The sequence below is a fragment of the Propionibacterium australiense genome, from assembly GCF_003666605.1.
GTDB lineage: Bacteria > Actinomycetota > Actinomycetes > Propionibacteriales > Propionibacteriaceae > Propionibacterium > Propionibacterium australiense.
The window spans coordinates 145,852-170,038 of record NZ_RCIV01000001.1; the positions used below are offsets into that span (position 1 = coordinate 145,852).

Consider the following 24,187-nt stretch of genomic DNA (forward strand, 5'->3'; position numbering starts at 1 on the left):
CCACGCGGCGCTGGCCGTGCAACGGCTCAGTGCACGATGGCGAGCAGGACGAAGACCAGACCGATGACGAGCAGGACGGTGCCGGCGATCGGCCGGTGGTCGAGGCGGGCAGCACGTTCGAAGAACGCCTTCACGCTGCTCGCCAGGTGCGGCATGCGCACCCAGGCGACGACGGCACCCAGGTAGGGGCCGACGAGAGCCGCCAGGAAGACGAGGTAGAGCAGGGCGGCGACGACGACGTCATGGGTGACCGAGGCGATGACGCGCCCCGTCACGTACATGGTCACCGGTGCGCTGAGCCCGATGCCGGCGGCCACGCCGAGGCCGACCAGGTGCAGCGGGGAACCACCGTGGGAGGCCCTGGGACGTCGCCTGCGCGGCAGGTCGACGCGCCAGTCGGCGAGTTCGGCGAGCCCGGCGGCCAGGGCGAGCACCCCGGCGACGAGGTCGACACCGCGGCGGATGAGCAGGGCCGAGGCCCTGGCCCGGAACAGCTCCGTGAGCCGATCGGGATCGACGAAGTGGAAGACCACGAGCATGACCGTGGCGATGGCGGCCAGCCCCACGCAGATCCAGGCGACGGATCGTCCGGGCCGCCGGGCCACGGTGAGCAGGTGCACGACGAGCGCATAGGTGGTCGGGCTGAAGCCCATGAGCAGCCCCAGGCCGATCATGGACCCCGCAGCCGCCCACACTGCGCCCATCATCGCCCCCCAGCGTCGATCAGCACCGCCACCGGGCGGGAACGATCCGGGCCGTCGGGGCGGTACAGGGCGACGAGTTCTCCGTCCGGGTCGATGAGGCCGGTCGGATCGGCGGGTACGGCGAACGGGAGGAAACCGCCGTGGCTGACGGCGGCGCGCTGGCCCTCGTCGATGCCACGTACCGGGAAGCTGAGCCGGGCCGCCTCGGCCATGCTCATCAGCGGCGGCGCGGCTGCGCCGGGTTCGGCCGGATCGGGCAGCACGTGGGCGTCCTCGATGCGGTAGCCGCCGATCCGGGTACGGCGCAGGGCGGTGAGATGGCCACCGACGCCGAGCGCGGCGCCCAGGTCACGGGCGAGCGCCCTGACGTAGGTGCCCGACGAGCAGCTGACGACGACATCGAGGTCGACCAGCCCGTCCGGGTCACGACGGCCGAGCACGGTGAACTCGCTGACCGTGACAGGGCGGGGCGCCAGCTCGACCTGTTCACCGCCGCGTACCCGGGCGTAGGAGCGCCGGCCGTCGACCTTGATGGCCGAGACCGCGCTGGGCACCTGCATGATCGGTCCGCGCAGGGCTGCGACGGCTTCCTCGATCGCCGCGTCACCCAGCCAGGAGGCGTCTGCCGTCCCGGTGGTCTCGCCCTCGGCGTCGTCGGTGACCGTCGCCTGCCCCAGCCGGATGGTGGCCGTGTAGCTCTTGTCGTTCAGCGCCAGGTGGCCGAGCAGGCGGGTGGCCTTGTTGACACCGATGAGGAGCACGCCGGTGGCCATCGGGTCGAGGGTACCGGCATGGCCGACGCGCCTGGTCGAGAACAGGCGCCGACAGCGCCCCACCACCTGATGGGAGGTGAGGCCTGCCGGCTTGTCGATGACGACCAGGCCGCTGGGGCCGGCCGGCATGGCGCGTCTGCTCACTCGTCCTCGTCGTCGGCCCGGTAGGGCTCGGGGGAGCCGGCGAACTCGGTGCCCTTGCGGGACTCCAGTTCCTCGTCGGCCTGCCGGACCCTGGCGAGCAGCTCCTCCATGTCGGCGGCGGCCTCGGTGGTCGCGTCGGGCACGAAGGCCAGTGTGGGGGCGAAACGCAGTCCCAGCCGCTTGCCGACGGTAGAACGCATCAGTCCCTTCGCCGACTCGAGTGCTGCGGCCGTGGCGGCGAGGTCTGACTGGTCCCCCATCACCGTGTAGAAGACGGTGGCCTCGCGGGCGTCGCCGGTGAGCCGCACGTCGGTGACGGTGACGAAACCCAGGCGCGGGTCCTTGACGCGGGTCTGCAGCGTCTGCGCGACGATGACCTGGATCTGATCCTCGAGCTTGGCGATGCGGGGGCTGGATGTCACTTGTCCCTCTCCTTCTCGACCATCTCGTAGGTCTCGATCTGGTCACCGATCCGGATGTCGGAGTAGCCCAGCGTGAGACCGCACTCGAAGCCCTCGCGGACCTCTGTGACGTCGTCCTTCTCGCGGCGCAGCGAGTTGATCGATGTCTCGGCGAGGACGACGCCGTCGCGCACCAGGCGCGCCTTGGCGTTGCGCCTCATGAGGCCGTCGAGCACCATGCACCCGGCGATGTTGCCGACCTTGGACGAGTGGAAGATCTCGCGGATCTCCGCGGTACCGAGCGTCTTCTCCTCGTAGACCGGCTTGAGCATGCCCTTGAGGGCCGCCTCGATCTCGTCGATCGCATCGTAGATGACCGTGTAGTAGCGGACGTCGACGTTGTTCTGGTCGGCCATGCGGGCGGCCTGGACGGTCGGGCGCACGTTGAAGCCGATGATGACGGCATGCGGCTCGGAGGCTGCGGCCAGCGTGACGTTCGTCTCGGTGATGGCGCCGACACCACGGTCGATGACACGCAGGTCGACCTCGTCGCCCACGTCGATCTGGCTGAGCGAGTCCTCCAGCGCCTCGACGGAACCGGCGGAGTCGCCCTTGAGGATGAGCAGCAGCTCGTTGGTCTCGCCCTTCTCCATCTGCTCGAACAGCTCGTCGAGGGTCCGGCGACGGCTCGAGGCCGCCTGCTGCGCGGCGCGGATGCGGGCCTCGCGCTTCTCGGCGATCTGACGGGCCATGCGGTCGTCCTCGACGACCAGGAAGTTGTCGCCGGCACCCGGGATGTTGGTCAGGCCCAGCACCTGGACCGGAGTCGAGGGGGAGGCCTCGTCGACCTGCTCGCCATGGTCGTTGACCAGGGCACGCACGCGGCCATAGGCGGAGCCCGCCACGATCGAGTCGCCCTTGCGCAGGGTGCCGCGCTGGACGAGGGCGGTGGCGACCGGACCGCGGCCCTTGTCGAGATGGGCCTCGATGGCGACGCCCTGGGCCGCCATGTCGGGGTTGGCCCTCAGGTCCAGGGCCGCATCGGCGGTCAGGATGATGGCCTGCAGCAGATCGTCGAGCCCCTGGCCGGTGACGGCCGAGACGTCGACGAACATGGTGTCGCCGCCGTACTCCTCGGGCACCAGGTCGAACTCGGTCAGCTGACCCCGCACCTTGGTGGGATCGGCGCCGGCCTTGTCGATCTTGTTCACCGCGACGACGACGGGCACATCGGCGGCCTTCGCATGATTGAGGGCCTCGATGGTCTGCGGCATGACGCCGTCATCGGCCGCGACGACGAGCACCGCGATGTCGGTGGACTTGGCGCCGCGGGCACGCATGGCGGTGAAGGCCTCGTGGCCCGGGGTGTCGATGAACGTGATCCTGCGGTCCTCGTCGTCGACCTTGGCCTGCACCTGGTAGGCGCCGATCGACTGGGTGATGCCGCCGGCCTCGCCCTCGACCACGTGCGTGTGACGCAGTGCGTCGAGCAGCTTGGTCTTGCCGTGATCGACGTGACCCATGACGGTGACGACCGGGGGACGCGGCACGAGATCGGACTCGTCGCCGGCGTCCTCCCCGAACTCCAGGTCGAAGCTCTCGAGGAGTTCACGGTCCTCGTCCTCGGGCGAGACCACGTCGATGGTGTAGTTGAGCTCGGCACCGAGGACCTCGAGGGTCTCGTCCGGCACGGACTGCGTGGCCGTGATCATCTCACCCAGGTTGAACAGGACCTGCACCAGGGCGGCCGGATCCGCACCGATCTTCTCGGCGAGGTCGGTCAGCGAGGAACCCCGACGCAACCGGATGGTCTCGCCGCTGCCCTGTTTGATGCGCACGCCGCCGATCGTCGGCGCCTGCATCTCGTCGAACTCTTGCCTGCGCTGCTTGCGGCTCTTGCGTCCACGACGGCTTCCGCCGCCGCGACCGAAGGCGCCCTGAGTACCGGAACCGCCACGGCCGCCGCGGCCCCCGCGGCCACCGCCGAGCGGCGCACCCATGCCGGGTCCGCCGCGGAAGCCTCCGGCGCCGCGACCAGGGCCTCCGCTGCCGCGGCCGCGGCCACCACCACGGGCCGGGCGAGTACCGGCGGGGGCCAGCTGGGAGTTGTGGCGCTTGGGCATCATCGCCGGATTCGGGCGAGGCATGCCGGAGGTGCCACCGGGGCGAGGCAGGCCACCGGTCGCACCGGGGCGCGGGGCGCGCGGCTTGGCGCCCTCGCCCGGACGGCCCTGCTGCCCCTGGCCGCGACGCTGCTGCCCCATGCCCTGGGATGAACTGAACGGATTGTTGCCAGGGCGCGGAGCACCGGTGCGGCGACCACCACGGCTGGAGGGCAGGCCTCCGGTGGCTCCGGGCCGGGCGGTGGACGAGGGCCTGGGGCCGGGGCGCGGACCGGGGCGGGCCGACGAGCCCTGACCGGGACGCTGAGCAGGTGCCGATGGGCGCGGACCGGGGGTGGGGCGGCCGCCGGGACGGGCCGGGGCTCCCGGACGCGGGGTCTGGCTGGAGACGGGAGCCGATGCTGAGGCAGGTGTCGGGGCCTTCGGAGTGGGACGCTGCCCGGGCTTGCCGGGCTTAGGGGCGGCACCGGGCTTGGGGGCGCCCGGGGACGCCGCGGGCTTGGCCGGGCCGGGACGCGCCTCGGGAGCGGACGAGCCCACCGTCGGCGCAGACGAACGCGAGGCCTTCGAGGCCGGCGCGGCCTTGGCCGAGGAATCGCCCCCGGCGCTCTCGGACCTGACCTTCTCTGTCACCCTGCGCACCACGGGGGCTTCAATGGTTGACGAAGCGGACCGGACGAACTCGCCCATGTCCTTCAGTTTCGCCAGAAGTTCTTTGCTTTCGAGTCCGAGCTCCTTGGCGAGCTCGTAGACGCGGACCTTGGCCACTACTCTCCTTCAGGTCCAGGCGTCTGCCGGGACCGGCTAGTTGTCGGTTGTGCTCATTGCTGCGTACTCATCGAGTGGTCATGAGCGTTAGCCCACTTTCAGAAATAACCGGGACCACACCGCACCTGACGGCACGACTGACCGCGCGCCGAGCTGACGCGCAAGGATCAGTTTACTCCGCGGCACCCCCCGCAGGCCAAACGGGGACGGGGCGCCACCGGCCCGCCGGATCGGCCCGGCCACTACCCGAATGGCGGCCGGTCGACCTCTTCGGGGCGAACCGGGGTACGGAAGCTGCGGGCGAATCCGCCGCGCAGCGCCCCGGCCCAGCACTGCGGATCCGGATGCACCCAGGCGCCCCGCCCGGGAGCGCGCCGGTCCTCGTCGAGCACCAGTCCCTGCTCGGTGCGCACGTAGCGGCGCAATGCGTCCTGGTCATCGGTGCGCCGACAGCCGACACAGGTCCGCTGCGGACGGGATCTGCTCACCCACCCAGGGTACCGACCCGTCGCCCCGCGGCGGTGAATCCGGTGAGGCGCTCGCCGTATCCCGTCAGGCCGGCGCACCATGGCGGGGAGGCACCGACCGGAGCCGCACCGCGACGCAGTGTCCAACAAGTGTTGAAAAGACCGTAGGTACCTGCCACACTTTTTTCAACACCTGTTGAGGGAAGGGGATGTCATGACCGGCCATGCCGATGATCGGACCGGCACCGGGGCGGCCCCCGGGCACCGGCGGCGAGCGGGCGCCGAGGCAACCCGTGCCGCGCTCATTGCCTCGGCCCGCGAGCTGTTCGCGGCCAAGGGCTACGCCGGCGCCTCGGTGCGCGCCATCGCGAGTGGCGCCGGCGTCGACCCGTCCCTCATCAACCACTACTTCGGCGGCAAAGAGGGACTGTTCGGGCAGGCGATGCAGATCCCGCTCGACCCGCAGGAGGTGCTGGCCCGCTTCGAGCAGGTCACCTCGGCGCAGGAACTTCCCGAACTCGTCGCCAGGACCTTCATCGAGATCTGGGAGGGCCCCGAGACGGGGCCGCAGACGACAGCCCTGCTGCGGCGCGCGCTGTTCGAGGAACCCGAGCGGTTGAGCGTCCTGGTCGACTTCCTCTTCTCGGCGCTCGTCGAACCCGTCTCGGCGCGTCTGGGGGAACCCGGCCCCGAGCAGGCGCGGCTGCGGATGACCCTGCTGGCCAGTCACCTCATGGGCACGCTCGTCGCCCGGAAGATCCTGCGCATCGAGCCGCTGGCGAGCCTGCCCGCGGACGAGCTCCACGAGCTGATCCTGCCGACGATCCGGGCGGACCTGACCGGGCCCGCCGGGAAGGCCCCCGAGAACACCCCCCAGGAGGACTGACGTCATGGACACCGGCACCGTGATCCGCGCGAAGGATCTCGTCAAGCGCTTCGGCCCGTTCACCGCTCTCACCGGCCTCGACATGGAGGTCGCGGCCGGCGAGGTGCACGGTTTCCTCGGCCCCAACGGTTCGGGGAAGTCCACCACCATCCGTGTCCTGCTCGGCCTGCTGCGCGCCAGTGGCGGCCTCGTCGAGGTCTTCGGCGGCGATCCCTGGCGCGACGCGGTCGCGCTGCACCGCCGGATCGCCTACGTGCCAGGAGACGTCGCGCTGTGGCCGGACCTGTCCGGCGGCGAGACGATCGACCTGCTGGGCAGCCTGCGTGGCGGCCTGGACCAGCGACGCCGCGCCGGACTCATCGAGCGTTTCGAGCTGGACCCCACCAAACGCGGCCGGCAGTACTCCAAGGGCAACCGCCAGAAGGTGGCCATCGTCGCGGCTCTCGCCTCGGACGCGGACCTGCTCATCCTGGACGAGCCGACGTCGGGACTGGATCCGCTCATGGAGGCCGTCTTCCAGTCCGAGATCGCCGCCGAGAGGGCGAGGGGACGCACTGTGCTGCTGTCCAGCCACATCCTGTCCGAGGTCGAGGCGCTGGCCGACCGGGTGAGCATCATCCGCCAGGGCCGGATCATCTCCTCGGGCACCCTGACCGAGTTGCGCGGCAGCACCCGGACGCACGTCCGCGCCCGGCTGGGGCGGCTCCCCGCCGAACTGTCCGCCCTGCCGCTGGAGGACCCGAGCGTCGACGCGAACGGCGTGCTGAGCGCAGCGGTGGAAGCCGACCGCATCGCCGAGGCGATGGCTGCGCTCGTCCCTCTGGGGATCGCGGAGCTGGAGGTCTCCCCCGCCTCGCTCGAGGATCTCTTCCTGCACCAGTACGAGGAGGCGGCCGGGCACGCGGGAGGGAGCCTGTGATGCCGACTGCCATCGCCTCCCCACCGCGGCTCGGTGTCGCGCGTCCGGCGTCCGGGCGGACCGGCGTCCGGGCGCTGCTCGCGGTGACGCTGCGCCAGGAATGCCGGAGCACCGCGCCCTGGATCGTGCTCGTCAGCGCCCTGTCGGCGAGTTCGATCGCCGCCTACCGCTGGATCTTCCCGAACCCGGCCGACCGTGCGGCGCTGGCCCTCACCGTGTCCTCGAGCCCGGCCCTCGAGCTGATCTTCGGGCCGGCCCGCGAGCTCATGACGAATGACGGCTTCAACGCCTGGCGCGCCGGAATGCTCGGCGCCCTGCTGTCCGGTCTCATGGCGATCCTGCTCGTCGTCCGCACCTCACGCGCGGACGAGGACTCCGGCCGCGCCGAGCTCGTCGCCGCGGGGGTCATCAGCCGCCGCGCTCGGCTGCTCGTACCGGTCGTCGTGACGGCCCTGGCCTCGGTCGTCCTCGGCGCGCTGTGCTTCCTCCTCACCTGGGCGTTCGGCGGGCAGATCGCCCCGACGCTCGTCCTCTCGGCGAGCTTCACGGCCTCGGCGCTGGTCTTCGGCTCGCTGGCCTCGCTCACCGCGCAGCTCGGCTCGGAGGCGCACACGGCGAACTGGCTGGCGATCGGCACGATGGGGGCGCTCTACGTGGTCCGCGGCTATCTCGATGCGAGCAACGCACCGGCGTGGACGCAGTGGCTGACCCCCTTCGGCTGGTTCGAGCGGACCGGGCCCGCGGTCGAGAACGATCCGCTGCCGCTGCTCGCCGCGCTCGGCCTGACGGTGGCGTTCCTCACCGCGGCACTGGTCGCGGCGGGCCACCGGGACTTCGGTCTCGGCGTCGTTCCCCTGCGTGCGGGGCGCGCCGCGGCCCCGCACCTGAGCTGCTGGGTGCTCCCCTGGCGCCTGCACCGCGGCTCACTCGCCGGCTGGTTCATCGCCTTCGCGCTGCTCGGTCTCGTCATGGGCACGCTGAGCACCTCGGTCCTTGCCGACAACCCGGTGGTCGCCTCCCTCATCGCCGCAGGCGCGACGAGCACGGCCGAGCTGACGGCCGTCTTCATCGCGACGATCCTTCAGCTGATCGGCATCATCGCCGCGATCATGGGCACGCAGGTCATCATGGGGATCCGCGCGGAGGAACTGGATCACCGCCTGGAGCCGCTGCTCGCCGGCCCGCTGCACCGCAGCCGCTATCTGGCGGCCAACGTCCTGGTGGCGCTCGTTCCGAGCGGCTGCGCACTGCTCGTCGCGGGTACCGGCATCGGGCTGGTGAACATGGCGGACGGCACGGGCATCGGCTTCGGCGAGGCATTACGTCAGGCTGCCTGCACGATCCCGGCCGTCTGGCTGCTCGTCGCTCTTGCGACGGCGGCCGTCGGCGCACGGCCTGCGCTGCGCATGATCGGCTGGGGCGGCATCGTGGCGACCTTCGCCATCACGCTGCTGGGGCCGACATTCGACCTGCCGGAGTGGGCCATGTCGATCAGCCCCATGCACCACGTGCCGAATGTCATGGCGGGCAGCGTCTCGTGGGGTGGGCTGACCGTCGTCTCGGCCATCACCCTCGGGTTGCTGGCCGCCGGGTTCGCCGGTTTCCGGTGCCGCGACGTGCACTGATCCCGCCGCCCCGGACCTGCATCCCTCACCCGGTGGGTGCCAGGACACGGCGTGCCGGATGCGGAACCGGGATGAAAAAAGCGGCTGGGATCCCCACCCCCTGGGATCCCAGCCATAGGTGTAAACAAAAGGGAGAGTGATTCACCCTCAACCGATCGTTCACGACCCACATAGAAAACTACCACACGAGAATGCCCGGGTCAACTCGGGGTTGCTGAGGGTGAGTTGGGGGTGACATCAGGCTTGATGTCGATCCTCCAGCCGGTGAGCCGCGCGGCGAGCCGGACGTTCTGTCCCTCCCTGCCGATCGCCAGGGAGAGCTGGTAGTCCGGCACGATGGCGCGGACGGTCCGCGCCGCCTCGTCGATGACCTCGACGCTGATCGTCTTCGCGGGGCTCAGTGAGTTTCCGACGTACACGGCCGGGTCCTCGGACCAGTCGATGATGTCGATCTTCTCCTCGTTCAGCTCACGCATGACGGCACGCACCCGCTGGCCCATCGGGCCGATGCAGGCGCCCTTGGCCGAGACGTCGGCGTTGTGGGACACGACGGCGATCTTGGAGCGGTGCCCCGCCTCACGGGCCAGCCCCATGATCTCGACGACGCCCTGCTCCACCTCGGGGACCTCCAGCTCGAAGAGCTTCTTGACGAGGTTCGGGTGAGTGCGGCTGACCATGACCCTGGGCCCCCGGGCCTCCATGCGGACGCTCACGACGTAGACGCGCAGCCGCTTGCCGTGCTCGTAGGTCTCGCCCGGGGCCTGCTCGGCCAGGGGCATGAGGCCCTCGATGCCGCCCAGGTCGACACGCACCGTCCGGTTGTCGCCGTCCTTCTGGACGACGCCGGTGAGGATGTCCCCCTCGGAGGCGCTGAACTTGCCGTACTTTCGCTCGTCCTCGGCCTCACGGAGCCGCTGGAAGATCACCTGACGGGCGGTGGAGGCGGCGACCCGCCCGAAGTCGGCCGGGGTGTCGTCGTACTCGCCGATGATCTCACCGTTCTCGTCGCGCTCGGGAACCATGACCGAGGCCTTGCCCGATCTGCGGTCGAGCACCACCCGGGCACCCGGCTTGGGGTTCTCGGTCTTGGTGTAGGCGTTGTAGAGCGCGTCCTCGATGGCACTCACCAAGTAGTCGAGAGGAATCTCCTTCTCGTTGCCGATGGCCTTCAGGGCCGACATGTCCACGTCCATCTCAGGCCTCCTCATCCTTGCGGTTCATCTCGACCTGGACGACGGCGCGTCGCACCTGGTCGAAGTCGACGCGCTGGGCCCGGCCGTCGACGTCCACGTCGGCCCCGGTGTCGTCGACGGCCCGGATCCGCCCGACGAAGGTGTCGCCCTGGGTGGGCGTGATACGGACCAGCCGGGAGATGTTGCGACGCCAGTGGGCGGGGCGACCGAGCGGCGCGGACACGCCCCGGGAGCCGACCTCGAGCGTGTAGGGGGCGTCGCCGACTGCCTCGGAGTCATCGAGCGCAGCCGAGATGGCGCGCGTCGCATCGGCGATGTCATCAATGGTGGGGCCATGGCCGTCGGGGCCGTCACCGTCGAGCGTGATCCGCAGGACGCTGCGTTTACCGGCTCTCACCACGGTGAGATCGTCCAATTCGAGTCCGTGCGCGGCCACGATGGGTTCGAGCACGGATACCAACGCTGATTCGTTCACAGGCCGGTCCTTCATCCTCTTGTCGTTTCGATTGTGCCTCAAGCATAGGTGAGGCCCATCCCCGCCGGCGGGATCCAGGGGCGCGGCCGCCTCGCCCGGGCGCGAACACCGCCGCCGCAGCAGACCGCACTAGGGTGAGGGTCATGGTCTCCCGCAGGATGATTCTGGCCGCCCCGCTGCTGGGCGCCCTGGCGGCCTGCGCCCCCTCCCCCGTCGTGTCGTCCGGCTCCTCGGCGACGACGGGCACGCTGGGACCCGACGACCCCCGCTACGTCGCCGCCACGATCGAGACCGCGCTGGCCACGCTCACGACGTCGCTCGCCGCTACGGCGGCGGGCCAGGACGCAGGGCTCGTCGCGTGGTGCGAGGCCGCGTCCGCGGCCCACGCCGCGCACGTCCGGGTCCTGCTGCAGGCCGATCCCCTCGGCGGCACCGCGACCGACCGCTCCCCCATCGCGGCCTCGCCGTCGCCGAGCGCCACGGCGACACCCACCGGACCGGGCTCGCTGGTTCAGGTGTACCGGGACGCGGAGGGTTCGCACCGGGCGGCGGCATCGGCCGAGCAGGACCCCTCGATGCGCATGCTGTGGAGCTCGCTGGCCGTCTTCGCCGCCCGTGGAGCGGCGTGCGCGGATGCCTCGTCGTTCACCCCGGTACCGGTCGCCGGGCACGCCGTTCCCGTGCGCGTCGAGGCCGGCACCGCGCTGGACGCCATGGCCGTGCTCCTCAGCCGCGTCGATGCCCTGCGCTACGGCCTGGAGACGATGATCGGCCGCTCGGGCGGCACCCGCGCCGACATGTCGGCCCGCCGCGACGAGGCCGATGCGCTGCGGGTCGAACTGGCCGGACGGATCACCGCGGCCGGCGGCGAGGCGCCGGGCCCCGAACTGGAGTACGAGCTGGGCGACGACGCCGACTCGCACGAGGTCATCTGGGCCCGGCTGGAGGACCAGCTGCTGGCCGGCTGGATGCGCCTGGCAGCCGCCACGACGGGCGATCCCGTCCAGTCCTCACCCGGCGGCTCGGTCTCCCCCAGCCCCAGCCGGACGCAGCCGTCCGGCGGACTGTACGGGCTGGACGAGGTCATCGACCGGGCCACGAAGCAGGCCGGCCAGGCGCCCCGGCACGGATCCGGCACCTGCACCTGGCCGGGCTGGGTGTGAGGCTCACTCGCCGCGTACGGCGGCGAGCACCTGATCGACGGCCTCGTCCACGCCGATCTCGCATCGCTCGCCACTGGCGCGGTCGCGCAGTTCGACGACACCGTGGGCGAGGCCACGGCCGACCACCAGGATGGTGGGCATGCCGAGCAGCTCGGCGTCGTTGAACTTCACCCCGGGGCTGGCCTTGCGGTCGTCCAGCAGGACGGGAATGCCGGCCGCGTCGAGGGTCTCGGCGATCTCGGCAGCCTTGGCGGCGATCTCGTCGCCCTTGCCGGTGGCGAGCACGAGCACCTGGAACGGCGCGACCTCGCGGGGCCAGCACAGGCCCTTCTCGTCGCAGCTGGACTCGGCGATCATGGCGACGGCCCTGGTGACGCCGATGCCGTAGGAGCCCATGGTGACGGTGACGAGCCGGCCGTTGCGGTCGAGGACCTGCAGACCCAGGGCCTGGGCGTACTTGCGGCCGAGCTGGAAGATGTGGCCCATCTCGACGCCGCGGGCCAGGCTCAGCGGGCCGGAGCCGTCGGGCGCCGGGTCGCCCTCGCGGATCTCGGCGACGTCCCCGATGCCGTCGCCGGTGAAGTCCCGGCCGGCGACGAGCCCGATGACGTGCCGCTGGTCCTCGTTGGCGCCGGTCACCCAGCTGGTGCCGGGCACGACGCGGGGGTCGAGCAGGTACCGCATCCCGGCGGGGGCCTCGGCGCCCAGGAACTGGGCGCCCCCCTTGGCGGGACCGATGTAGCCCTTGACGAGCTGGGGGAACCGCTCGAAGTCCTCGTCGGTGAAGTCGACGGCTTCGGCCGGTGCGATGGCCGCCTCGAGGCGCCTGGGGTCGACCGCGCGGTCGCCCGGCAGACCGAGGACGACCGGTTCGCGGGCCCCGTCCGGGGCCACGGTCATGAAGACGACGTTCTTGAGGGTGTCTGCCGCGGTCCAGGCGCGGTCGGGCCGCGGGTAACTGCTGTTGAGCAGCTCGACGAGGCCGTCGATGGTCGGCACCTCGGGCGTGTCGACGACCCGGGCGGCCGGGGCGTCGTCGTAGGGCACCGGGTCGGGGGCCGGCACGGTGACGGCCTCGATGTTGGCCGCGTAGCCCCCGGGCGAGCGCACGAAGGTGTCCTCGCCGCTGTCGCTGAGGGCCAGGAACTCCTCGGAGGCGGAGCCGCCCATGGCACCGGCGTTGGCCTTGACGATGACGTACTCGAAGCCGAGACGGTCGAAGATCCGGATGTAGGCCTCGCGGTGCCTGGCGTAGCTGGCGTCCAGGCCCGCGTCGTCGACGTCGAAGGAGTAGGAGTCCTTCATGACGAACTCGCGGCCGCGCAGCACGCCGGCGCGCGGGCGGGCCTCGTCGCGGTACTTGTTCTGGATCTGGTAGAGCGTGACCGGCAGGTCCTTGTAGGAGGAGTAGAGGTCCTTGACCATGAGGGTGAACATCTCCTCATGGGTGGGCCCGAGCAGCATGTCGGCGCCCTTGCGGTCGACCAGCCGGAACAGATTGGGCCCGTACTCGGTCCACCGCCCGGACTCCTCGTAGGGCTCGCGCGGTAGCAGTGCCGGCAGGCGGACCTCCTGGGCACCCATGGCGTCCATCTCCTCACGAATGACCGCTTCGACGCGCGACAGGACGCGCAGGCCGAGCGGCAGCCACGAGTAGATGCCGGGGGCGACGCGGCGGATGTAGCCGGCCCGGACGAGGAAGCGGTGGCTGGGGATCTCCGCGTCCGCCGGGTCCTCGCGCAGCGTGCGCACGAACAGCGTGCTCATTCGGGTAATCACTGGAACAGGTGCCTTTCTCGAGACCGTGCCGAGCCAATCCTAGTGCCGGGCTCGCCGCCGGCACGGCCCCGGCCCGAGCACGCCTGGGCCGCCGAGGATGCCTGGCCGGCGTCGCAGGGGCGCTAGTAGAGGATGGTGCCGAGTTCGCCGACCTGCCGGAAGCCGACGTGGGCGTAGACGGCGCGGGCGGCGGTGTTGTAGTCGTTGACGTACAGCGAGACCACCGGGTACTGGCGGCGGGCCAGTTCGACGACGCGCGCCATGGCCGGCACCGCCAGGCCCTGGCCCCGCATCTCGGGGCTCACCCACACGCCCTGGATCTGGCAGGCGCCGCGGTGAACGGCACCGATGTCGGACTTGAACCAGAAGCGTCCCGTGTCCTCGTCGTAGGCGCCGAACGCGCGACCCGTCCCGATGAGCCCCCGCACGTGCGCGGCGTAGCTGTTGGTGTTGTCGAGGGGGCTGGCGCCGACCTCCTCGGTGTACATCGACACGGCGGCGTCGAAGTAGGGCTCGAAGTGCTCGGCGGTGACGGGCCGGACGCGCCGGTCGCCGGGCACGACCGGCGGGTGGTCGATGGCCATGAGCGGCTGGTGGGCGCGGATGGAGCGGGCGCCGAGCCATGCCTGGCCCCAGCGCGAGACGAGACGTTCGTGGACGGCCATGACGGCGGACGAGGGCCCCATGATGGCCTGGCTGGCCCGGCGCGGACCGAGGCGCTCCACGAAGGCGTCGAGTGCGGCGGGGTCGTCACCGGCGAGGACGAGATTGGCGCCGGCGTGGCAGGCCGCGACGAGCCGGCCGTCACGGAAGTAGCCCCAGACGTGGCAGCCGAGCCCGGCCGGGGACAGGCCCGCCACGTCGAGACGCGAACTGATGAAGATGTTCTCGAGCGGATGCTCCTCCAGGAGGGCGCGCAGCACGGGAAGATCCATCGGCTCGAGGATTCTCGCCCTGCCGCGCGGCGGCGTGCGCGAGGCCGGCCCGGGCCGATGGAAGAAGGGCATCAGACGAGGACCTGCGGCGTGCCCTGCTCGGCGAACTCGGCAGCCATCTCGTGGGCCATGGTGACGAGGGTCTCGACGATCTCGCTCTCGGGCACGGTCTTGATGACCTGGCCCTTGGCGATGATCTGGCCCTTGCCGTTGCCGGAGGCCACACCGAGGTCGGCCTCGCGGGCCTCGCCGGGGCCGTTCACGACGCAGCCCATGACGGCCACGCGGATCGGGACGGTCATGTCTTTGAGGGCGTCGGTCACCTGTTCGGCAAGCGTGTAGACGTCCACCTGGGCCCGGCCGCAGCTGGGGCAGCTGACGATCTCGAACTGGCGGGGGCGCAGGTTGAGGGACTCGAGGATCTTGACGCCGACCTTGACCTCCTGGACCGGGTCGGCGGACAGGGAGACCCGGATGGTGTCGCCGATGCCCTCGGCCAGGAGCGCGCCGAAGGCGACGGCGGACTTGATGGTGCCCTGGAAGGCGGGCCCGGCCTCGGTGACGCCCAGGTGCAGCGGGTAGTCGCAGGCGGCTGACAGGCGACGGTAGGCCTGGATCATGATGACCGGGTCGTGGTGCTTGACGGAGATGGCGAAGTCGCCGAAGCCGACGTCCTCGAAGAGCCGGGCCTCGTTGAGCGCCGACTGGACGAGCGCGCCGGCCGGGTCGGTCTCGTACATCTGCATGAGGCGCTTGTCGAGGGAGCCGGCATTGATGCCGATGCGCAGGGCTGTGCCGTGGTCGGTGGCCGCCCTGGCGATCTCGGCGACCTTGTCGTCGAACTTCTTGATGTTGCCCGGGTTGACGCGCACGCCTGCGCAGCCGGCCTCGATGGCGGCGAAGACGTACTTCGGGTTGAAGTGGATGTCGGCGACGACCGGGATCTGGGACTTCGCGGCGATGGCCGTCAGCGCCTTGGCGTCGTCCTGGCTCGGGACGGCGACGCGGATGATGTCGCAGCCGGCGGCGGTCAGCTGGGCGATCTGCTGCAGCGTCGCGTTGATGTCGGCCGTGAGGGTGTTGGTCATCGACTGCACGGAGATCGGGGCGTCACCGCCCATGGCGACCTTGCCGACGTGGATCGTGCGGGTCTTGCGTCGTACGGCGACGGTCGGGGCCGTCTCCTGCCCGTCAATGAGAAGGTTGTCAGCCATGCCCTCAAGGGTAACCGGGCCGCCGGGGCTGCGGGGCCGGGTTGCCCTCGCCTGCCGCGGATCACCAGCGGGTACGTCTCACCGGCGCCAGTGCCGAGTCCTCGCCCAGGGGCGATGTGCCGCGGACCGCCGCGAGCAGGCCGGCGCCGACGGCGTGGCCGGTGTAGACGGCGGTTCCCCCGCCGATGTGGTCGGCCCAGGCGGCGGCGAAGAGGTCGGCGTGGGCTCGCGAGTCGGCCAGGGCGCCGGGAACCGCATGCCAGTTCTCGGCGAGCGATCCGACGATCCCGCGCGCCGCCAGGGGGCCGCAGGCGCCGGGCCCCAGGCGCCAGCGGTTGATGAGGTAGCGGGCATCGGCGCCGACCGGCCCGATGAGCTCGGACAGGGCCTGGACGAAGACCTCGGCCTGGCCCTGCCCCGCGCCGGAGAGGCTGAACCGCAGCTCGCCGTCGTGGGTCACCTCGGTGTCCAGGGCCGCCTCGGCGTCCACCAGACCGGCGGCCTGCAGGGCGGCCAGGACGGTCTGCGCGTAGTCGACCAGGCCCGGTTCGCGGTGCATCCGCCGCCCAAGGATCACGGCCCGCCAGCCGGTGAGGGCAGCCGCGGCGCCGAACGCGGCCAGGGCGACCGGCGTTGCCCCGGTGAGGGCGGCGAGCAGCCCGCCGACGGCGAGAGCGGCAGCGCCCGCGGCGCCGGGCAGGCCGGGCCTGGAACGCGGCTCGCCCGGCACGACGAGCCGGTGCCCGTCCCAGGCGAGACGGTCATCGGGGGCGACGGCGAGCGCCCGGTCGCTGTCGTGCCGGCCGGCGGCGGGGGTGATGCGCAGTTCGCCGCGCGGGAAACCGTTGGGGTCGAGACCGGCCCAGGCCTGCCGGATCTGTCCCAGCCGTTCGGCGCGGGCCAGTGCCGCGGCGTTGGCGGCGTCGAAGAGCTCGGCGGGAGGCGGGGTGTAGGGAGAGAAACGCGAGTCGAGGTGGGCCACCTGGTCGACGATCTCACCGGTCTCGTCTGGGGCGAACCAGCCGTCGTGCTTGCGGACCAGGCGCCGCCAGTCGCCGTCGCCCTGCGGGTGGCCGGGGGCGATGGCGCAGACCGACCAGTTGACGGCGACCTTGTCCGGGCGCGCCGGGTCGCGGCGCAGCGCCCTGCCGCGGGTCTGGACGACGGCTGTGCTCGTGGTGGCCGAACCGAGGTCGACGACACCGGTGATCGACGGCGCGTCCCAGCCCTCGCCGAGCAGCGCGCGGGTGCCGACGAGCACCCGGCTGGTACCGGACTCGATCATGGCCGTCGCGGCCCGCACCCAGGCAGACGGCCCCCAGCCGGTGACCTGCACGAGACCGTCGTCCAGCCGCTCGGCGCCCAGCTCGTCCTCGTGCCCGGCCGCGGTCTCGGTGAGCAGGGCGGCGGCCTCGGGCGAGCCCGCGATCCGCCGGCCGGTGACGAGCAGCGGGTTGGCCGTCATCAGGCGGGGATCGGCGGCCAGCAGGGCGGCGACCCGGCGGGCCGAGCCGGACTGCTCGGAGATGGTGCCGGTGACGTCGGCCGGCAGTGCGGCGGCCTCGGCGTGGTCGCAGAGCACGAGCAGGCGCGCCTGCGGGTCGGCGGCCAGTGTCGCCGTGACGATCTCGACGGCCCCGCGGGCCTTGGCGTCGCTGCGCGCCAGGACGCGCTGCACGGCGGGGACGCCCTGCGTGATGCCGTGTCTGCCCAGCCGGTGGTCCAGCCCGGGCAGGAGTTCGCGCAGCCGCTCGATGGTTGCCGCATCGCGGCGATCCCCGGAGCGGCGCAGGCAGTGCGCCCACCAGTCCTGGGTGATCGCCAGCCAGTCCTCGAGCCCCGGCGCCGCCCTCGCGGCCTCGCCGAGGCCGGCCTGCGGGGGCATCGACAGGTGGCCGGCGTGGGCCAGGCGAAGGACCGCATCGGCCAGCTCGGGGTCCGTGCGGCTCGTTGTCGGCCAGTCCCGTGACAGGGCGCCCCACCGCAGCTCGGCCCAGGCCAGCAGGCCGGTGGAGGCGATCGATGGATCGGTGAGCCAGGTGATGAACTCGGCGGTCCGGGTGGCACGTCCAGCCAGCCAGTCGGTCTCCGCGGCGGTGGGGCGGGTGAGCCAGGCCAGTTCGACGAAGGGAGCCAGCTCTCCGCGGGCCACCAGGGGCGGCACCGGCACCTGGGCGACCGGCTCGCCGATGACGGCTCGCATCTGCTCGGCCTCGGCCCTGCTCATCCGGGACGGTGGCGTGGCGGTCAGCCCGATCACCTCGGCGCGCCCGACGTGGTCGAGCATGTGGGCCAGCAGTTCGCCCCACAGCGCGAGCAGGTGGTGGCACTCGTCGAGGACGATGGTGAAGGGCCCCCGCCGGGCCATCTCGGCGATGATCCGCTCCCCGGCGGGGCTGAGCCGCGCCGGCGCTGACTCGTTCTCGTCGTCGGCGCGCCCGACGAGCGCCTGGTAGGTGAGGACGGTCAGGTCCGTGGGCAGCGTGGCGTCGGTGGTGGCCAGTCGGCGGCCCGCCGCCCCGAACCGGGCGGCCTCGCCGAGCCAGACCGATCGGACGGCTGTGTTGGGCACGAGGACGAGCACGGGGCGTCCCGAGGCGAGGGCATGGGCCAGCCCCACGGCCGTCTTGCCGGCGCCTGGCGGCAGGCTCACCCAGACCCGTTCGAGACCCCGGTCCCGCGCCGCGGCCAGCGCCTCGAGGACGGCCACCTGGTGCTCCCGCCAGGGCCACGGGGCGCTGGACGGGACGCCGTTCGCCGCCTGCTGCTCACCCGGTTGCGGCACGGACATGCCCGATCGCTCCTCCTCACCGGCACAGCTGCGCGGCGCGACGGCGCGCCCAGCCATCGGCGGCGAGGACGGCCTCGACGCTCAGTGCCTCGTCACTCACGTGGCCGGAGGCGAGGTGCTCGTCGAGGACGCGCGCAATCGTGTCGGTAATGGCCAGGAAACCCGCTGTGCCCTCGCAGAAGGCATCGACGCAGACCTCGTTGGCGCCGTTGAGGACGGCCGGCGCGGTTCCGCCCGCCCTGCCCGCGCGGCGGGCCAGGTCGACTGCCGGGAAGGTCTGCGCGTCGAGTGGCTCGAAGGTCCAGCTGGTGGCCTGCGACCAGTCGCAGCAGGCGGCGGCGCCGGGCATGCGCTCCGGCCAGGTCAGCGCCAGCCCGATGGGCAGCCGCATGTCGGGAGGGGACGCCTGCATGATCGTGGCGCCGTCGACGAACTCGACCCCGGAGTGGACCACCGACTGCGGGTGGACGACGACGGTGATGTCATCGGGGTCGACGTCGTAGAGCAGGGCGGCCTCGAGCAGTTCGAGGCCCTTGTTGACGAGGGTGGCCGAGTTGATGGTGATGACGCGGCCCATGCGCCAGGTGGGATGGGCCAGGGCCTGCTCGGGGGTCACCTCGGCGAGCTCGTCGCGGGTCATGCCGCGGAAGGGACCGCCGGAGGCGGTGAGCATGAGCCGGCGTACCTCGTGGGGGCCGCCGCCGCGCAGGCACTGGGCGAAGGCGGAGTGCTCGGAGTCCACGGCGACCAGCTGTCCGGGCCGGGCCCTGTCGGTGACCAGGTGACCGCCGACGACGAGGGACTCCTTGTTGGCCAGCGCCAGTGTCGTCCCGGCGTCCAGCGCGGCGAGGGTGGCCATGAGCCCGGCCGAGCCGGTGATGGCGTTGAGGACGACGTCGGCGCTCATCGAGGCCAGTTCCTCGTTGGCCCCGGGGCCGGTGACGAGGGCTGGGCGGTCCACGCCACCGGCGGCCTCGAAGGCCGCCCAGAACTCTTCCTCGCGCCCGGTGGCGGCGATACCGACCACCCTGGGCGCGAAGCGCGCCGCCTGCTCGGCGAGCCGGCTGATCTGCCCTCCTCCGGCGCTCAGCGCGACGATGCGGAAACCGTCACGGCGCGCGCCGATCACCTCACAGGTCTGTGTCCCGATCGAACCGGTACTGCCCAGAAGAACAACATCTCGCACCTGCGTGATTATGGCCCCTTGCCCCGGCCCGCGGGAAACCGGATCGGGGCGCCCGCCGACAAGGACAGTCGTCTGGGAATTGGTTCAGTATGACGCACACGTGCCCAGATGAGGGGGTGGTGTCCCCTCAGCCGCGCTCGGTACCTGCCCGGTTGCCGGACGCGCGGGAGGCCCTGCCGGGTGCCCGGCGGGCCGCCTGCCCGCCGTCGAGGGTGGCGGCCAGCTGGCCGCAGGCGCCGTCGATCTCCCGGCCCCGGGTGTCGCGCACGGTCACTGGGACGCCGTGGCTGCGCAGGTGCCGGACGAAGGCCTCCTCGTCCTCGGGTCGTGAGGCGGTCCACTTGGAGCCCGGGGTCGGGTTGAGGGGGATGAGGTTGACGTGCACCCAGCCCCAGTCACCGCGCTCGGCGAGACGGCGGGCCAGCAGGTCGGCGCGCCAGGCCTGGTCGTTGATGTCCTTGATGAGGGCGTACTCGATCGAGACCCGGCGCCTGGTGACCCGGGCGTACTCCCAGGCGGCGTCGAGCACCTGGTCGATGTCGAAGTGCTGGTTGAGCGGCACGAGTTCGTCGCGCAGCTCGTCGTCGGGGGCGTGCAGGGAGACGGCCAGCGTCACCGGGATGCCCTCGGCGGTGAGCCGGCGGATGCGCGGGACCATGCCGACCGTCGAGACGGTGAGGCCGCGGGCGGAGATGCCCAGGCCGTCGGGGGCGGGCCGCACGAGTTCCCTGACCGCGGCGAGCACCGCCGCGTAGTTCGCCATCGGCTCGCCCATGCCCATGAAGACGACGTTGTTGATGCGCCCCGGCCCGCCGGGCACCCGGCCCTGGGCGAGCAGGCGGGCGCCGTGGAGGACCTGCGCGACGATCTCGGCCGCCGACAGGTTCCGCTGCAGGCCGCCCTGCCCGGTGGCGCAGAATGGGCAGCCCATGGCGCAGCCGGCCTCGGAGCTGATGCAGATGGTGGTTCGGTGCGGGTAGCGCATGAGCACCGACTCGACGACGGCGCCGTCGTGCAGGCGCCATGCGGTCTTGACGGTGGTGCCGCGATCGGCGGTGAGTTCCTCGACGGGCTCCATGAGGCGGGGGAAGAATGTCTCGGCCACCGTCCCGCGTGATGCGGCCGGCAGGTCGGTCCAGTGGGTCGGGTCTTCCTCCAGCCGGATGAACCAGTGGGTCGAGATCTGCTTTGCGGTGAAGGCAGGCAGGCCGAGGGCCCGGACCGCGTCGACGCGCTCGGTGGGGCTCAGGTCCATCCAGTGCCTGGGCGGGCGCCGGCCGGGACCCGTCGACATGATCTGTTCGATGCTGAAGGTCGTGGCGGGCTCGCGGCTGCGTCGGTTCACACCACGAGAAGGTACAGCACGAACCAAGCAGCAGGTGCCGACAGGATGATCGAGTCGAGCCGGTCCATCGCTCCCCCGTGCCCGGGCAGTACGTGCGACATGTCCTTGATGCCGGCGTCGCGTTTGATCGCGGACTCCACCAGGTCGCCGAGTGCTCCCACGGCGCCGACGACGACACCCATGAGGGCGCCCACCCAGATGGGTGAGTGGAGCATGAGCCGGACGGAGACGGCGCCGGCCACGAGCGCGACGAGCAGGCCGCCGGTCAGGCCCTCCCAGCTCTTGGCTGGGCTGACCTTCGGCGCCATCTTGTGTTGGCCGAACACCACCCCGAAGGCGAAGGCCCCGGTGTCGCAGGCGATGACGGCGATGAGGAAGCACAGCACCCGGCTGGCGCCGTTGTCGTCGGCGAGCATGAGCGTGCAGGTGGAGCCGAGGAGCGGCAGATAGCCGATGGTGAAGACGCTCGCGGCGGCGTCCCTGATGAAACCGTCCGTGCCCCTTGGGATGCGCATCAGCAGGGCGACGATCACCATGAGGGCGAGCATCCCGATGATCACGCCCATCGCCCGCTCGCGCTCGCCGGCCGCGAACAGGGCGTAGGAGGCGAGCACGAGGACGGGCGTGCCGATGAGGATGGGCCAGCGGGCCGGGTGGATGCCGGACTTCTCGAGGGCGTTGCACATCTCCCAGGCGCCGGCGGTCAGGGCGACCGCTATGAACAGGGCGAATCCCCAGTGCCACCAGGCCAGGGTGGCGATGACGATCGCGCCGAGGACGACACCGGTCGTGATGGCGACCGGCAGGTTGCGGCCCGTCCGGTGTCTACGGGCCGGTTCACCGCCAGTCGTCGTCGGATCCGTGGAGGTCATGGTGCGGGTGCCCTCAGACGGACATCAGCTCCTGCTCCTTGGCCTTGAGCAGCTCGTCGATCTGGGCGACGTGCTTCTTGGTGGTGGCGTCGAGGGCCTTCTCGGCGCGCTTGGCCTCGTCCTCGCCGATCTCCTTGTCCTTGACCATCTTCTTGACGGCCTCGATGGCGTGGTGGCGGTGGCCCCGGATCGCGACTCGGGCCTCCTCGGCCTTGCCGCGCACGATCTTGGTGTACTCCTTGCGGCGCTCCTCGGTGAGCTCGGGCAGGACGCACCGGATGGCCGTGCCGTCGCTGGCCGGGTTGACCCCGAGGTCGGAGTCGCGGACGGCCTTCTCGATGGCCCCCAGCGCACCCTTGTCGTAGGGGGTGATGAGCATGGTGCGGGGCTCGGGTGAGCTGAAGGAGGCGAGCTGCTGGAGCGGGGTCGGCGTTCCGTAGTAGTCGGCCTCGATCTTGTTGAACATGGCCGGGTTGGCGCGGCCGGTGCGCACGGTGGCGAAGTCCTCCTTGGCGAAGGCGATGGTGCCCTCCATCTTCTTCTCGGCGCCCTTGATGATGTCTGCCGTCACGATGGTTCCTTTCGCAAGAGTGGTGCACCTGCCGGTCAGCAGTGCACGAGGGTGCCGATCTTCTCGCCGCGCACAGCCCGCATGATGTTGTCGGGGTCGTCGAGGTTGAAGAAGATCATGTTGAGATTGTTGTCGCGGGCCAGGCTGACGGCGGTGGCGTCGGCGACCTTCAGGTCGCGGGCGAGGAATTCGTCGTAGCTCAGTTCGGAGAACATGGTGGCGTTCGGGTCGGTGCGCGGGTCGGCGTCGTAGACGCCGTCGACGCCGTTCTTGGCCATGAGGAGCACCTCGGCGCCGATCTCGAGTGCCCGCTGGGCTGCGACCGTGTCGGTCGAGAAGTAGGGCATCCCGGAGCCGGCACCGAAGATGACGATGCGGCCCTTCTCCATGTGACGTTCGGCGCGGCGCGGGATGTAGGACTCGGCGACCTGCCCCATGGTGATGGCGCTCTGGACGCGGGTGGGCACACCCTCCTTCTCGCAGAAGTCCTGCAGGGCCAGCGCGTTCATGACGGTGCCGAGCATGCCGATGTAGTCGGCGCGGTCGCGGTCCATGCCGCCGGCCTGCAGCTCGGCCCCGCGGAAGTAGTTGCCGCCGCCGACGACGACCGAGATCTGCGTGCCGGCCCTCGTCACGGCCACGATCTGCTTGGCGATGGCGCGGACCGTGTGCGGGTCGACGCCGAGCTTCCCGTTCCCGAAGGCCTCGCCGGAGAGCTTGAGCAGGACACGGTGGAAGGGTTCGGTCACATTGTCCTCCTGGTCATGGGTCGACACTGCCACGGTGCTGTGGACACTCTACCGGGTGCCGGGTCCCGCCGGGGTCGGACCGCGCTGCGGAGAGGCGGCCAGGGGCGGGGCCCTCCTGACCGGCCCCTGGTGTCCGCGGTCCGGGACGCGCCCCGCGCGGCGGCGCGCTGGCGCGGCGGCTTCCGGTGCGGTGCCTTGGGTACGGCTGGGCCCCACCCGGTCTTTCCCGGGTGGGGCCCTGCGGTGTTCGTGAACCGGTCGCCTCGTCGGCTCAGGCGCCGGCGGCGAAACGCACGAAGCGCGTCACCGTGACACCGTGCTCGGCGGCCAGGGCGCCGACCGTCTTCTTGTCGTCGGCGACACTGGCCTGCTCGAGCAGGCAGACGTCCTTGTAGAAGGCGTTGACCCGTCCCTCGACGATGCGCGGGATGATCTTCTCGGGCTTGCCCTCCTCCTTGGCGGTCTCCTCGGCGATGCGCTGCTCCTTGGCGAGCACGTCGGCGGGCACGTCCTCACGGGCGAGGTACTGGGGGCTCATCGAGGCGATCTGCAGCGAGACCGCGTGGACGAACTCCGCGTCCTCACCCTCGTAGGCGACGGCCACGCCGACCTGCGGGGGCAGGTCGGGGTTGCGCTTGTGCAGGTAGACGTCAATGGCGCCCGGGAGATAGGCCGCGTCGGCCAGTTCGATCTTCTCGCCGATCTTGGCGGCGATCTCGGCGACGGCCTCGCCGACGGTCCGCCCGTCGGCGAGCGTGGCCTGCAGGGCGGCCTCCTTGCCGTCGGCCTCGGCGGCATCGACGGCCTTCGCGATGGCCTCGCCGAGTTCGACGAACTCGGCGTTCTTGGCAACGAAGTCGGTCTCGGAGCCGAGGTGGATCAGGGCGTTGCCATAGGAGGCGACGAGACCATTGGCGGCCTCGCGGTCGGCGCGCTTGGCGGCCTTGGCGGCACCGCTCACGCGCAGGATCTCGACGGCCTTCTCGAAATCGCCGTCGGCCTCGGTGAGGGCCTTCTTGGCGTCCATCATGCCGGCGCCGGTGGCGTCGCGCAGCTTCTTCACATCAGCGGCTGTGATTGCCATGTGGGTATCCGTTCTCAGTC

21 protein-coding genes are annotated in these 24,187 nt (G+C 71.4%); 4 read left to right on the top strand and 17 right to left on the bottom strand.

Annotated elements, in window-relative coordinates; genetic code table 11:
• Positions 1–26 precede the first annotated feature (26 nt).
• The 5 genes from D9T14_RS00670 to D9T14_RS00690 all read right to left on the bottom strand — a co-directional run bounded on the left by D9T14_RS00670 (position 27) and on the right by D9T14_RS00690 (position 5,401).
• Positions 27–704, bottom strand: coding sequence for a hypothetical protein (locus D9T14_RS00670; protein WP_126464242.1), 678 nt, complete (start codon positions 702–704; stop codon positions 27–29).
• Entirely contained in the window at positions 704–1,606 is a 903-nt protein-coding gene (truB, locus tag D9T14_RS00675) for a tRNA pseudouridine(55) synthase TruB (RefSeq protein ID WP_119162357.1), read from the bottom strand. The genes D9T14_RS00670 and truB overlap by 1 nt, the downstream gene beginning before the upstream one ends.
• Positions 1,607–1,617: 11 nt before the next feature.
• Positions 1,618–2,043, bottom strand: coding sequence for a 30S ribosome-binding factor RbfA (gene rbfA / locus D9T14_RS00680; protein WP_119162329.1), 426 nt, complete (start codon positions 2,041–2,043; stop codon positions 1,618–1,620).
• Entirely contained in the window at positions 2,040–4,913 is a 2,874-nt protein-coding gene (gene infB / locus D9T14_RS00685; RefSeq protein WP_119162330.1) for a translation initiation factor IF-2, read from the bottom strand. The genes rbfA and infB overlap by 4 nt, the downstream gene beginning before the upstream one ends.
• A gap of 242 nt (positions 4,914–5,155) precedes the next feature.
• Entirely contained in the window at positions 5,156–5,401 is a 246-nt protein-coding gene (locus D9T14_RS00690; protein WP_232012292.1) for a YlxR family protein, read from the bottom strand.
• Between the two features lie 193 nt (positions 5,402–5,594).
• On the opposite strand from D9T14_RS00690, the gene D9T14_RS00695 reads away from it, so the two are divergent.
• Genes D9T14_RS00695 through D9T14_RS00705 form a run of 3 tightly spaced genes read left to right on the top strand, consistent with a single transcriptional unit; the run spans position 5,595 to position 8,810 of the window.
• Positions 5,595–6,266 carry a TetR/AcrR family transcriptional regulator gene (locus D9T14_RS00695; protein WP_119162332.1) on the top strand — a complete coding sequence of 224 codons (672 nt, stop codon included), beginning with the start codon at positions 5,595–5,597 and terminating at the stop codon, positions 6,264–6,266.
• 4 nt (positions 6,267–6,270) lie between these two features.
• Positions 6,271–7,185: an ABC transporter ATP-binding protein gene (locus tag D9T14_RS00700; protein ID WP_119162333.1), complete on the top strand. Its 915-nt coding sequence runs from the start codon at positions 6,271–6,273 to the stop codon at positions 7,183–7,185.
• On the top strand, positions 7,185–8,810 hold the full coding sequence (locus D9T14_RS00705; protein WP_197720565.1) for an ABC transporter permease: 1,626 nt from the start codon (positions 7,185–7,187) through the stop codon (positions 8,808–8,810). The genes D9T14_RS00700 and D9T14_RS00705 overlap by 1 nt, the downstream gene beginning before the upstream one ends.
• A gap of 200 nt (positions 8,811–9,010) precedes the next feature.
• Here D9T14_RS00705 and nusA read toward each other — a convergent pair whose 3' ends face one another.
• Together nusA and rimP are read right to left on the bottom strand one after the other, a co-directional pair.
• Complete coding sequence (nusA, locus tag D9T14_RS00710; protein WP_119162334.1) at positions 9,011–10,003, bottom strand: transcription termination factor NusA; 993 nt, start codon at positions 10,001–10,003, stop codon at positions 9,011–9,013.
• Between the two features lies 1 nt (position 10,004).
• Complete coding sequence (gene rimP / locus D9T14_RS00715) at positions 10,005–10,478, bottom strand: ribosome maturation factor RimP (RefSeq protein WP_374955798.1); 474 nt, start codon at positions 10,476–10,478, stop codon at positions 10,005–10,007.
• 143 nt (positions 10,479–10,621) lie between these two features.
• On the opposite strand from rimP, the gene D9T14_RS00720 reads away from it, so the two are divergent.
• Positions 10,622–11,641: a hypothetical protein gene (locus D9T14_RS00720; RefSeq protein WP_119162336.1), complete on the top strand. Its 1,020-nt coding sequence runs from the start codon at positions 10,622–10,624 to the stop codon at positions 11,639–11,641.
• 3 nt (positions 11,642–11,644) lie between these two features.
• Here the strand turns inward: D9T14_RS00720 and D9T14_RS00725 are convergent, their stop codons facing one another.
• The 10 genes from D9T14_RS00725 to tsf all read right to left on the bottom strand — a co-directional run bounded on the left by D9T14_RS00725 (position 11,645) and on the right by tsf (position 24,167).
• Entirely contained in the window at positions 11,645–13,420 is a 1,776-nt protein-coding gene (locus D9T14_RS00725; RefSeq protein ID WP_119162337.1) for a proline--tRNA ligase, read from the bottom strand.
• A gap of 122 nt (positions 13,421–13,542) precedes the next feature.
• Entirely contained in the window at positions 13,543–14,355 is an 813-nt protein-coding gene (locus tag D9T14_RS00730; protein ID WP_232012294.1) for a GNAT family N-acetyltransferase, read from the bottom strand.
• 71 nt (positions 14,356–14,426) lie between these two features.
• Positions 14,427–15,569 carry a flavodoxin-dependent (E)-4-hydroxy-3-methylbut-2-enyl-diphosphate synthase gene (ispG, locus tag D9T14_RS00735; protein ID WP_119162339.1) on the bottom strand — a complete coding sequence of 381 codons (1,143 nt, stop codon included), beginning with the start codon at positions 15,567–15,569 and terminating at the stop codon, positions 14,427–14,429.
• 61 nt (positions 15,570–15,630) lie between these two features.
• Positions 15,631–18,360: a DEAD/DEAH box helicase family protein gene (locus D9T14_RS00740; RefSeq protein WP_170175730.1), complete on the bottom strand. Its 2,730-nt coding sequence runs from the start codon at positions 18,358–18,360 to the stop codon at positions 15,631–15,633.
• A gap of 16 nt (positions 18,361–18,376) precedes the next feature.
• Entirely contained in the window at positions 18,377–19,546 is a 1,170-nt protein-coding gene (gene dxr / locus D9T14_RS00745; RefSeq protein WP_119162341.1) for a 1-deoxy-D-xylulose-5-phosphate reductoisomerase, read from the bottom strand.
• Between the two features lie 127 nt (positions 19,547–19,673).
• A complete protein-coding gene (gene rlmN / locus D9T14_RS00750) occupies positions 19,674–20,840 on the bottom strand; it encodes a dual-specificity RNA methyltransferase RlmN (protein ID WP_119162359.1) in 1,167 nt (388 codons plus the stop codon).
• 47 nt (positions 20,841–20,887) lie between these two features.
• On the bottom strand, positions 20,888–21,763 hold the full coding sequence (locus D9T14_RS00755) for a phosphatidate cytidylyltransferase (protein WP_119162342.1): 876 nt from the start codon (positions 21,761–21,763) through the stop codon (positions 20,888–20,890).
• A 13-nt stretch (positions 21,764–21,776) separates the two neighbouring features.
• On the bottom strand, positions 21,777–22,298 hold the full coding sequence (frr, locus tag D9T14_RS00760) for a ribosome recycling factor (protein WP_220451987.1): 522 nt from the start codon (positions 22,296–22,298) through the stop codon (positions 21,777–21,779).
• Positions 22,299–22,369: 71 nt separating this feature from the next.
• Entirely contained in the window at positions 22,370–23,083 is a 714-nt protein-coding gene (pyrH, locus tag D9T14_RS00765; protein WP_119162344.1) for a UMP kinase, read from the bottom strand.
• 271 nt (positions 23,084–23,354) lie between these two features.
• On the bottom strand, positions 23,355–24,167 hold the full coding sequence (gene tsf, locus D9T14_RS00770) for a translation elongation factor Ts (protein WP_119162345.1): 813 nt from the start codon (positions 24,165–24,167) through the stop codon (positions 23,355–23,357).
• Positions 24,168–24,187: the final 20 nt, after the last annotated feature.

What these genes read in the sequence shown, in the direction of transcription:
- D9T14_RS00740 (WP_170175730.1), bottom strand. Translation starts at nt 18,360, where the DNA reads ATGTCCGTGCCGCAACCGGGTGAGCAGCAGGCGGCGAACGGCGTCCCG.
- D9T14_RS00700 (WP_119162333.1), top strand. Translation starts at nt 6,271, where the DNA reads ATGGACACCGGCACCGTGATCCGCGCGAAGGATCTCGTCAAGCGCTTC.
- tsf (WP_119162345.1), bottom strand. Translation starts at nt 24,167, where the DNA reads ATGGCAATCACAGCCGCTGATGTGAAGAAGCTGCGCGACGCCACCGGC.
- ispG (WP_119162339.1), bottom strand. Translation starts at nt 15,569, where the DNA reads ATGGCTGACAACCTTCTCATTGACGGGCAGGAGACGGCCCCGACCGTC.
- D9T14_RS00720 (WP_119162336.1), top strand. Translation starts at nt 10,622, where the DNA reads ATGGTCTCCCGCAGGATGATTCTGGCCGCCCCGCTGCTGGGCGCCCTG.
- D9T14_RS00705 (WP_197720565.1), top strand. Translation starts at nt 7,185, where the DNA reads ATGCCGACTGCCATCGCCTCCCCACCGCGGCTCGGTGTCGCGCGTCCG.
- frr (WP_220451987.1), bottom strand. Translation starts at nt 22,298, where the DNA reads ATGGAGGGCACCATCGCCTTCGCCAAGGAGGACTTCGCCACCGTGCGC.
- nusA (WP_119162334.1), bottom strand. Translation starts at nt 10,003, where the DNA reads ATGGACGTGGACATGTCGGCCCTGAAGGCCATCGGCAACGAGAAGGAG.
- D9T14_RS00695 (WP_119162332.1), top strand. Translation starts at nt 5,595, where the DNA reads ATGACCGGCCATGCCGATGATCGGACCGGCACCGGGGCGGCCCCCGGG.
- D9T14_RS00730 (WP_232012294.1), bottom strand. Translation starts at nt 14,355, where the DNA reads ATGGATCTTCCCGTGCTGCGCGCCCTCCTGGAGGAGCATCCGCTCGAG.
- D9T14_RS00755 (WP_119162342.1), bottom strand. Translation starts at nt 21,763, where the DNA reads ATGACCTCCACGGATCCGACGACGACTGGCGGTGAACCGGCCCGTAGA.
- D9T14_RS00670 (WP_126464242.1), bottom strand. Translation starts at nt 704, where the DNA reads ATGGGCGCAGTGTGGGCGGCTGCGGGGTCCATGATCGGCCTGGGGCTG.
- rlmN (WP_119162359.1), bottom strand. Translation starts at nt 20,840, where the DNA reads ATGTCGACGGGTCCCGGCCGGCGCCCGCCCAGGCACTGGATGGACCTG.
- truB (WP_119162357.1), bottom strand. Translation starts at nt 1,606, where the DNA reads ATGCCGGCCGGCCCCAGCGGCCTGGTCGTCATCGACAAGCCGGCAGGC.